This is a genomic window from Chitinophaga dinghuensis, from assembly GCF_003259435.1.
Lineage (GTDB): Bacteria > Bacteroidota > Bacteroidia > Chitinophagales > Chitinophagaceae > Chitinophaga > Chitinophaga dinghuensis.
On sequence record NZ_QLMA01000002.1, the window covers coordinates 871,095 to 880,478 of the forward strand.

At 44.3% G+C, this 9,384-nt stretch carries 8 protein-coding genes; 7 read left to right on the forward strand and 1 reads right to left on the reverse strand.

Translation table 11 applies throughout. The annotated features are described in order from the left end of the window. Nucleotides 1-249 precede the first annotated feature (249 nt). The 4 genes from CLV59_RS08980 to CLV59_RS08995 all read left to right on the forward strand — a co-directional run bounded on the left by CLV59_RS08980 (nucleotide 250) and on the right by CLV59_RS08995 (nucleotide 3,125). Nucleotides 250-828 carry a LemA family protein gene (locus tag CLV59_RS08980; RefSeq protein WP_111591661.1) on the forward strand — a complete coding sequence of 193 codons (579 nt, stop codon included), beginning with the start codon at nucleotides 250-252 and terminating at the stop codon, nucleotides 826-828. Nucleotides 829-910: 82 nt separating this feature from the next. Then, entirely contained in the window at nucleotides 911-1,366 is a 456-nt protein-coding gene (locus CLV59_RS08985) for a TPM domain-containing protein (RefSeq protein WP_111591662.1), read from the forward strand. 37 nt (nucleotides 1,367-1,403) lie between these two features. Further along, complete coding sequence (locus tag CLV59_RS29300; protein ID WP_111591663.1) at nucleotides 1,404-2,183, forward strand: TPM domain-containing protein; 780 nt, start codon at nucleotides 1,404-1,406, stop codon at nucleotides 2,181-2,183. Nucleotides 2,184-2,204: 21 nt separating this feature from the next. Further along, complete coding sequence (locus CLV59_RS08995) at nucleotides 2,205-3,125, forward strand: hypothetical protein (protein WP_111591664.1); 921 nt, start codon at nucleotides 2,205-2,207, stop codon at nucleotides 3,123-3,125. A gap of 50 nt (nucleotides 3,126-3,175) precedes the next feature. On the opposite strand, the gene CLV59_RS09000 is transcribed toward CLV59_RS08995, so the two are convergent. Next, a complete protein-coding gene (locus tag CLV59_RS09000) occupies nucleotides 3,176-5,722 on the reverse strand; it encodes a M1 family aminopeptidase (protein WP_111591665.1) in 2,547 nt (848 codons plus the stop codon). A 128-nt stretch (nucleotides 5,723-5,850) separates the two neighbouring features. On the opposite strand from CLV59_RS09000, the gene CLV59_RS09005 reads away from it, so the two are divergent. The 3 genes from CLV59_RS09005 (at nucleotide 5,851) to truA (ending at nucleotide 8,819) form a co-directional block, all read left to right on the forward strand. Next, complete coding sequence (locus CLV59_RS09005) at nucleotides 5,851-6,348, forward strand: biotin/lipoyl-containing protein (protein WP_111591666.1); 498 nt, start codon at nucleotides 5,851-5,853, stop codon at nucleotides 6,346-6,348. 74 nt (nucleotides 6,349-6,422) lie between these two features. Beyond that, a complete protein-coding gene (locus CLV59_RS09010) occupies nucleotides 6,423-7,976 on the forward strand; it encodes a DUF4476 domain-containing protein (RefSeq protein WP_170137682.1) in 1,554 nt (517 codons plus the stop codon). Between the two features lie 81 nt (nucleotides 7,977-8,057). Beyond that, on the forward strand, nucleotides 8,058-8,819 hold the full coding sequence (gene truA, locus CLV59_RS09015) for a tRNA pseudouridine(38-40) synthase TruA (protein WP_111591668.1): 762 nt from the start codon (nucleotides 8,058-8,060) through the stop codon (nucleotides 8,817-8,819). Nucleotides 8,820-9,384 lie beyond the last annotated feature (565 nt).

The following is a 9,384-nucleotide window of genomic DNA, read 5'->3' on the forward strand; positions in this document are numbered from 1 at the left end:
GTATAAACATAATGTTTTGATATGAATTTTTCAACCAATGGATGAACTTTTTTTAAAATTTATCGTTTCCGTTTGCATGAGTCTTTTAGTAACTTTCTTTACCTTCATCAGGGTAGAAGCATAAACCGGCATTTTGCCGATTTTTTTATTGCTTTTACCGGAGATAACAACTGCTTACACCGGACTCTGGCAAAACAGGAACAAGTTTTGCGCATACTCCGGAACTCAAACAATTAAATTCTAACTCAGATGAGAACAAGTATTATTGTACTTATTGTCCTTGGACTTTTGGTGGTGGTCGGTTGTGGTAAATACAACGGCATGGTTAAAGTGGATGAAAATGTGAAAAACAAATGGGGTGCTGTCCAAAGTTCCTATCAACGTCGTGCTGACCTCATCCCTAATCTGGTATCTACTGTAAAAGGCGCCGCTAATTTCGAAACCACAACCCTCACTAAAGTGATGGAAGCCCGTGCCAGTGCAACCCAAATTAAAGTGGATGTCAACGATCTGTCTCCTGAAAAAATTCAGCAATATCAAGCTGCACAGGGTCAGCTATCTCAGGCACTCGGCCGCCTGCTGGCAGTGTCAGAAGCATATCCTGACCTGAAAGCCAACCAGAACTTCCGCGATCTGCAAGTACAACTGGAAGGTACTGAAAACAGAATCAACGTTGCCCGCAACGACTTTAACGACGCGGTAAACAGCTATAACAGCACTATCCGTACTTTCCCTAATAACATTGTTGCCGGCTTTACCGGTTTCAAAGCGAAAGGATATTTCACCGCAGACGAGTCTGCCAAAGACGCGCCTAAAGTTCAGTTCTAATATCAGCTAACCTTTTATAGAGGAATCTCCGTCCCTGCATGGCAGAGACGGGGATCATCTCTCCGATTTAAATCCTTCATCAATGCGGATTTTCCCTTTTAAACGAAAAGAAATTTTTTCTGAGTCGGAGAAGAACAGACTTGTGCAGGCTATCCGCGGGGCAGAAAGACTTACCTCCGGAGAAATCAGATTATTTGTAGAAAGCCATTGTAAATATGTGGACCCCATGGACCGCGCGAAAGAGGCATTCCTCTCTCTCGGCATGGAGAAAACAAAACAACGCAATGGTGTTTTGGTATATGTGGCCATCAAAGACAGGCAGTTTGCCATCCTCGGCGATCAAGGCATTCATGAAAAAGTAGGAGACGATTTCTGGGTTAAGGAAGCGCATCTCCTCCTCCAACATTTCCGCGATGCGCATGTCATCGATGGTATTGAAGAGTGTATCCGCGAAATTGGAGAATCCCTCCGTACGCATTTCCCTCATGAAGCCGATGATACCAACGAACTGCCAGATGATATCGTCTTCGGCAGATAGACAGGCCACACTTTAAAAACGTTTTTAGCTGTATACAATGAGGATATTACGTTGGTTTTTACCGATACTGTTTCTACTGACAGGATTACTGGCCAAAGCCCAGAATATCCCGCCAAGGCCAAATCCTCCTACACTGGTAAATGACTATGCAGGCGTACTCCTGAAAGATGAAGACGAAGCCCTGGAACGAAAACTGGTCACTTATTTCGACAGTACCTCCACCCAGATAGCAGTCGTTATCATCAAATCAGTAGGCGATTACGATATCAGCCAGGTTTCCCTGAAAATACTCAGAGACTGGGGAATTGGTTCAAAAGGCAAGAACAATGGAGTACTGATTCTTGTTGCTGTTAATGACAGAAAGATCAGGATAGAAACCGGATACGGAGCAGAAGGTCCTCTTCCTGATGCATTAGCAAACCAGATTATCAGAAATGATATCCAACCCGCATTCCGGGAAGGTCATTACTACCAAGGGCTTGATGAAGCTACTACCAGCGTTATCAAAGCCATGGCGGGTGAATATAAGGCCGACCCTAAGAAAAGCGAGCCTGGAATTAGCCCCAGTGTATTGTTCATCATCATTATTATGATCGTTATCGTGATCTCCCTGTTTGGCAGAGGAGGCGGTGGTAGCGGCGGCTCAGGAACTACCTACAACCGCAGAGGAGGCTGGATATGGCCAGTAATCGGTGGTATGGGCGGCTTCGGCGGCGGAGGCGGAGGCGGCGGTTGGTCCGGAGGCGGCGGAGGCGGTGGCTTCGGCGGATTCGGAGGCGGTTCCGGAGGTGGCGGTGGCGCTAGCGGCAGCTGGTAATCTTCCTAAAATATCAGAATTATGTCTTACCTGCATGTGTTGAATGGAGATGCTTCCCTTACCGCTTTCAGGCAAAGTGAAGTGCCCGGCGAACCTGTTGTATGCAGGGAATTCATCTGTGAAGGCAAAGCCAAAAACACCAAAGACCCCGAACTGTTTTTTGAAAGCAGAGCCAAACACCTCGAATTCCATTACGGAATCGATCAACAATCTTATCATACACAAGTAGTAAAGGAACTGGAGAAATTGAAACCCTCCGGTTCCTTTCCTTCCGAAATTATTCTCTGGTTCGATTATGATGTATTCTGCCAGTTTAATCTCATCTTCATCATTCATCTCATCCGGCAACGATTCAAAGAACTACCCCTCATTTCACTGGTAGACCTTCCCAAACATACTGAACCCGCTACTTTCAATAACCTCCTGAACGCACGCGTACTACTTACTCCCGGCGACCTTGAAATCGCTGACGACGCCTGGGATGCCTACTGTCTCGATACGCCCCAGGCATTAGAACTATTTGCCAAATTCAATACCGGTAATCTCATCCATCTCAATACCGCCATAGCAGCCCAACTCCCCCGATTCCCGGATATCAACAACGGGTTGAGTATAATCCAGGAATTCTTCCTGCAACGCCTGCAAATGGGTACCTACCGGTGGTATGACCTCTATAAACTATTCTGGGATTCTATGCCCATCTACGGTTTCGGCGACTTTCAGCTGGACATTATGATGAATCGTATGATCAATGCAGGCGTCCTGGAACAAGAGGATCAGATGCTGCGAATTACATCTCTGGGCTCGGAAATACTGGCCAATGAAGAAAATTACCTGGACTATGCTTCCATGGAACATAGATGGCTTGGAGGAGTGCGATTGAAAGAAAGTCCCTGGCGCTGGAGTAAAACATTACAACGATTAGTAGCAATAGATAAATAAAAAAGGCGTCTCTACCGGAGACGCCTTTTTCTTATTTAGGTAAGCATGTATTAGTCATTTGCTTCGCCATTCTTGATTTCTTTGGCTTTCTGGTTCATATATTCTGCCTGCTTTAACAGATCCTGCTGCTGAGTGCCGGAAAGTCTCTTCCCTGCCTCACTCTTGTTATTGGCAATCTGTTCCATCCAGTTGGAGATATATCTGTTTACCATGGCATTTTTAAATTGCACCGTCATAGCCTGAATCTGGTCCACGCCTTTGATAACCGCTGGCGTATTGTTGAGATTCGCCAGGAATCCGAGATAATCAAAAGCGGCATTCAGTTTATCCTGGCCAGAGGTTTCATCGAATTTAGTAGCGATGAAATTCAGATCTGCTTCATTTCCTTTTTTCGCATAAATCTGAGTGATACTGTTGATCAACTTTCCTTTGGAATCCTGTTGCAAGGTTTTGGCAATAGAATAGGCTTTGTCGATATCCAGTTCCGCCAGTGCTTCCACAGCTGCGCCTTCTACGCCATAGGACGGATCTTTGGTAGCAGCTTCAAAGAGTGGAATATATTGCTTGTCTTTCAACGAGCCGAGTTTTCTGATAGCAGCAGCTTTGGTAAGAGAGTTTTTATCTTCCTTGGCTATTTTTACTACTGCCGCAATGGTCGCATTTCTTACCGTTTCATTGTTAAACTTCAGTTTATCCACCGCCAGTTGGCGCAGACCTGCATATTTATCACCCAAGGCTGCCTGTAAGAGTTTTAATGCTTCCGGATTAGTGGTTTGTAAGTCCACTGCCTCTTCAATGGCATAACGTCTGTCCAGATACAATGGCGCATGTGCATATTGATATGCAAAAGTGCTGAAGTCTCTATGATCATCCCTTTTTGCGAGAAGTACTTTTTCCGCATCTACATTCACCAGATCCGGTTTAGCGGCCACCTGGAAGGTAAATGAATCAATTTTGTTCTGCATAAAGACATTATGACGGGTTTTATTTCCGTTCACGTATACATCGATCGCCATTGGCAATTGCCAGATTTTATCATCTTTCTGGATCTGCTGCAACAGTACAGTTACTTTTCCAGGTGCATATTTATAACTGATGTCCAGTTCCGGCATGCCCTGACCAAAATACCACTGGTTGAAGAACCAGTTCATATCTCTGCCCGTCACTTCTTCAAATGCCAGACGAAGCTGATGCGCTTCAGTGGCCTTAAATGAATTGGCTTTCAGGTAAGCGTTGAGGGATCTGAAGAAGGCAGAATCGCCTACTGCATTGCGTAGCATATGGAGAATACTGCCGCCTTTTTGGTAGGTTATCTGGTCAAACATATCTTCTTTATCCGCATAATGAAATCTTACAAGGTCCTTATCACCACTGTATTTCGCCATTTGCATATATTGATTGGCGCCTTCCAGCAGATGTTCATCTGCAGCATCTTTGCCGTATTTGTATTCCAGCCAGAGATATTCGCTATAATCTGCAAATGATTCATTCACCGTCAGGTTACTCCAGGATTTGGCAGTAGCCAGATCGCCAAACCAATGGTGGAACAGCTCATGGGCCACGACGGTTTCATTGTGATTATTGTTATCCAACAGTTCCCGGTCTGTTTTCTGCATGAAATCGCCATGCAGGGTAGCCGTAGTGTTTTCCATAGCGCCGGAAACATAGTCGCGTGCGGTGATCTGGGAATATTTCACCCAAGGGTATTCATAATCCAGGATCTTAGAGTAGAAAGTGAGCATTTCCGGTGTGTTCCCGAAAATAGCTTTCGCATACTTTTCATATGGTTTCTCCAGGTAATAATTCACTTCTTTACCTCTCCAGGTGTCTTTCACGATCGCGTATTCGCCTACAGCCATCATGAACAGGTAAGGAGCGTGGGGGAGGTCCATCTTCCAGGTATCAGTACGGGTACCATCCGCATTGTTTTTCTGGCTGATCAGTTTACCGTTGGAAAGCGTTACATATTTCTTTTCCACCGTCATGCTGATTTCCTCGGTGGTTTTCTGATTGGTCTTATCAATAGTAGGGAACCATACAGAGGAACTTTCGGTTTCGCCTTGTGTCCAGATCTGTGTAGGCTTGTTCGGCTCTGTTCCATCCGGATTGATGAAATACAACCCTTTTGCATCAGAGATCGCCGCACTGCCTTTTACTTTCAGCTCATTAGGTTTGGCTGTATAGCTGACAAATACAGTGTATTTTTCATTAGGAGTATACGTTTTATTGAGTTTGATAAACAATTGCATATTATCATACTCGTATTTCAACGGCACGTTTTTGCCGTTTACTTCTATTGCGACTTCCTTAATATCCATGCCTTTGGCATCGAGGGTCAGGGAGTCGGTAGGGTAGAAATGAGGTTTGAGGGTAATCCATGCTTTACCATAGAGGTAACGTTTGCCATAATCAAAGCGTACATCCAGTTTAGTGTGTACCAGGTCGTTGATTTTTGTGGCGGCGGCGCGGTAGATTTTCAGTGCGGAATCTTGCGGGGTTAAGGCAGTAGACTGGGCAAAGGTCGGGTTCACAGTGCCAAGACAGGCAGCTCCGCCCAGTAGCAGGCCGAATAAGGACAGCTTCAGTTGTTCGTTCATATGTTTGATTTAAAATAAATATCAGCTTTACAATGAGTAAAGAATATCAAATTTAAACAAATGGACCAAAAATGAGGTAAGTGGTTAAAAATGCTATTTTTGTTAGCGTAAGGCCTTAAAACAGATTTATGATTAAAGCAATAGTAAATGGTAAAGCTTCATTTACCGTAAATAAAGAAGAGCAGGTAATCAGTAACGACCAGCCTGTAGATTGGTCTGCCGTGCAGTTACCAGGTGGCGACTACAGCGTAATAATGGATGGTTACAGCTACCAGGCCCAGGTTTTAAAGGTAGATAGAGAAGCAAAAACCGTATTATTGCAAATAAATCAACAGCAGTATGAAGTAACCATAGAAGAACCAATAGATCAACTGCTGGCTGCCATGGGTATCAAAGATGCAATGGCACGCAAGGTGAATGATATCAAAGCGCCCATGCCAGGACTCGTTCTGAAAGTACTGGTTACCCCGGGGCAGGCTATTAGTAAAGGCGATCCGGTATTAATCCTGGAAGCCATGAAAATGGAGAATGTTTTCAAGGCAGCATCAGACGCCGTAGTAAAAGAAATTAAAGTCGCAGAGCGTACAGCAGTAGAAAAAGGGGAAGTACTCATCGTACTGGAATAATATTTGTTCAGGAGAGTTTTTTTATACCATCATTAAGTATGCATTTCAATTACAGGACAATAATTTCTATATGTTTGTTCCTGTTAGCCAGCGCTTTTGTAAAAGTGCAAGGTCAACAGAAGCAACATTATTACGTTTATATCCAGAGTGAGAAAGGGCAACCTTTCTATGTAAAGCATAATGGAGACGTACTCTGTTCCACAGAGCGGGGCTATATCATCATTCCGAAACTGGGTAATGGGACTGTTCCGATTACCATTGGTTTCCCTGGCAACCAGGCGCCGGAACAGCACTTTGATCTCAAAGTAGCTGCAAAGGATCAGGGCTTCCTGTTGAAGAAAGCCACTTCAAATGCCTATACATTATATAATCTGCAATCTTTCGGAGAGCTGAAGTCGGATAGGCTGCTGGCAGCAGCAGGAGAGGAGAAAGCGCAGGCGGCAAAAGAAGAGGAGCAACCAGCAAAGGCCACAACCACTGATGAGAAGAAGGAAATGCTGGGCAAAATGCAGGAAGATCTGAATAGCGCTTTAGGGAATAACGCTACCATTACTGGCGGACAAATAAAGAAGTCGCCAGCTCCAAAGAACCAGGGGAATAATTTTGCGAATGCATTGGATAAGATAGTAGTTAGTGGAGACGACCGGGACGATGATGTGGAAGAAGCTAAACCAGCGCCAACTGCAAAACCTGCCGCTGGAAAGAAAGTAGCAGAGGTAGCAGCGCCATCTGAAGTAACCAGTGAGAAGACAGGCAAAGACAGAGGAACCCTGACAGATGAGGAGAAAGCATTACTTGCTTCTGTAATGGCTGAAGAAAGTAAAACAGCAGCCAGCGAAGCGGCAGCAGCAGATGTGGCTAAGGCTGCACCTGTACAGGGCGATGGAGAAGAGGCGCCTAAGAAGTCAAAACACGCAAAGAAAAGAGAGAACAATCCGGATTTCATAGAATTCCAGGACGATAAATCGGCCGCTACTACAGCGCCAGCTACAACGGCGCCGGTAGAAGTGCCTGCAAGCACAGAAGAGCAGCCGGCTCCTTCCCGGAAAAAAAGGAAAGAAAAATCTGAAGTTCGTGCAGGCGAGATTGTTACCGATACCAGCGGATATGGCGTAGCCGTTTATGATGAGCCGTCATCTTCCAGAAAGAAAAAGAGAAAGGCGGATGCAGAAGCGGATGTTGCTACAGCAGCAGTTCCGGTAGCAGCGCCGGAAGCGGGTGTCGCGGTAGAAGCGTCTCCGCGTAAGAAAAAGCATAAAAGCGATGAGGAAGTAGTAGCCACTGAGAATACTACCCCCGCTGTTGATCCCGCTGCAAAGCGACTGGTAAACAGCGACTGTGGTAATATTATGGATGATGGCACTTTCCGTAAGATGTTGCGCAAGTTTGTAGCCTCCAGTAGTGATGAGGGTATGCTGGATATATTCCGTAAACAAAGCCGGAATTACTGTATGGAAACTTCCCAGATTAAGACGCTGGCACAATTGGTAGTAGGAGAAGATGCCCGTTACCGCCTGCTGGACATGGCTTACAGTAAAACATATGATACGGAAAAGTACGGATCTCTCGAATCTGTGCTGACAGACAATTATTACAAAGGTCGTTTCAAGGCCATGTTACATAAATAATAAACGCACCATTGGTGAAACATATGAAGGATAAGGGGAGATTGTCTCCCCTTATTTTTTTTGGTATTACCTTCGCGCCATATGAAGAGATACTTTATAGAAGTAGCCTATAAGGGGGCACGCTTCAGCGGGTTCCAGGTACAGGAGAATGCGCATACAGTGCAGGCGGAAGTAGATAGGGCAATGAGTATATTGTTCCGGGATACTATTATAAGTACAGGAAGTAGCAGAACAGATGCCGGGGTGAATGCGATGCAGAACTTTCTGCATTTTGAAACAGCTTTACCTTTGCATCCGCAGTTCTTATATAAGATCAATGCTATTCTGCCGGAGGATGTTGTGTTGAGGCAGATATATGAAGTTCCGGCGGAAGCCCATAGTCGTTTTGATGCGCTGGGTAGGTCCTATGAATATACCTTATATACCCATAAAGATCCATTTATGCAGGATCGGGGATATTTCTTTCCATATAAATTGAATATAGATGCCTTGCAGGAAGCGGCTAGTCTTATTAAGAGCTATGAGGATTTCACTACTTTTTCCAAGCGCAATACGCAGGTAAAGACATTTATATGCAGAATAGAGGAGTCGTATTGGGAAGTAACGGGAGAGCGTATAGTCTATAACGTTACTGCCAACCGTTTTCTGCGTGGAATGGTGCGAGGCCTTGTTGGTACTATGTTGCGGGTGGGTAGAGGTAAGCTGACGATGGATGAATTTAAAGCAGCTATAGAGAGTAAGGATTGTACAAATGCCGATTTTGCAGTACCTGGACACGGGTTATTTTTGATGAAAGTGCATTATCCGGAGGGTTTATTGACGCCTGTAGCTTTCGGGAGATGATATTTTTTCTATGCTGAAACGCTTTACTGATGGGCGTTTCAGTATTTCTGTCAAAAAATAGTTCAACAAAAAGTTGGTGGAATCAAAAATCCGCTTACCTTTGCGTCCCGCTTTGATAGAAAGCACGGTAACAAAGTTCTTAACGACACGCAGTTTTCACCTTTTTCTTCTTGATAGGTTTCTTCGCCATTACTTAATGGTGTTGAATTTGAGAGAAGCGAAACGAAAAATAAAAATTGAAAAATTTTTAAGAAAAATTTGGTGGAAATGAAAAGTTGATTACCTTTGCACTCCCAACGCAAACGACGCGAAACGGAAAAACAAAAGTTCTTTAAGTAAATACTTCAAATGTAGGCCAGTAGGGCACAGAGATCGGATCTCATACATTTACGAAAGGTTAGTAATAACCGAAGTTCTTTGAAAGATTGGAAACAACAGCACGAATCAAATTAGTGATAGTTTGATTCAACAAACACAGGTAATGTTTAAGCTAAACATAATTAAATATCCGATTGATTTCGAGAGAAATTAGTCAGGTATCAACTTCTTTACAATGGAGAGTTTG

Bases quoted from the DNA above. Each gene is read 5' to 3' on its own strand.
- CLV59_RS08980 (WP_111591661.1), top strand. From the start codon at position 250: ATGAGAACAAGTATTATTGTACTTATTGTCCTTGGACTTTTGGTGGTG.
- CLV59_RS08985 (WP_111591662.1), top strand. From the start codon at position 911: ATGCGGATTTTCCCTTTTAAACGAAAAGAAATTTTTTCTGAGTCGGAG.
- CLV59_RS29300 (WP_111591663.1), top strand. From the start codon at position 1,404: ATGAGGATATTACGTTGGTTTTTACCGATACTGTTTCTACTGACAGGA.
- CLV59_RS08995 (WP_111591664.1), top strand. From the start codon at position 2,205: ATGTCTTACCTGCATGTGTTGAATGGAGATGCTTCCCTTACCGCTTTC.
- CLV59_RS09000 (WP_111591665.1), bottom strand. From the start codon at position 5,722: ATGAACGAACAACTGAAGCTGTCCTTATTCGGCCTGCTACTGGGCGGA.
- CLV59_RS09005 (WP_111591666.1), top strand. From the start codon at position 5,851: ATGATTAAAGCAATAGTAAATGGTAAAGCTTCATTTACCGTAAATAAA.
- truA (WP_111591668.1), top strand. From the start codon at position 8,058: ATGAAGAGATACTTTATAGAAGTAGCCTATAAGGGGGCACGCTTCAGC.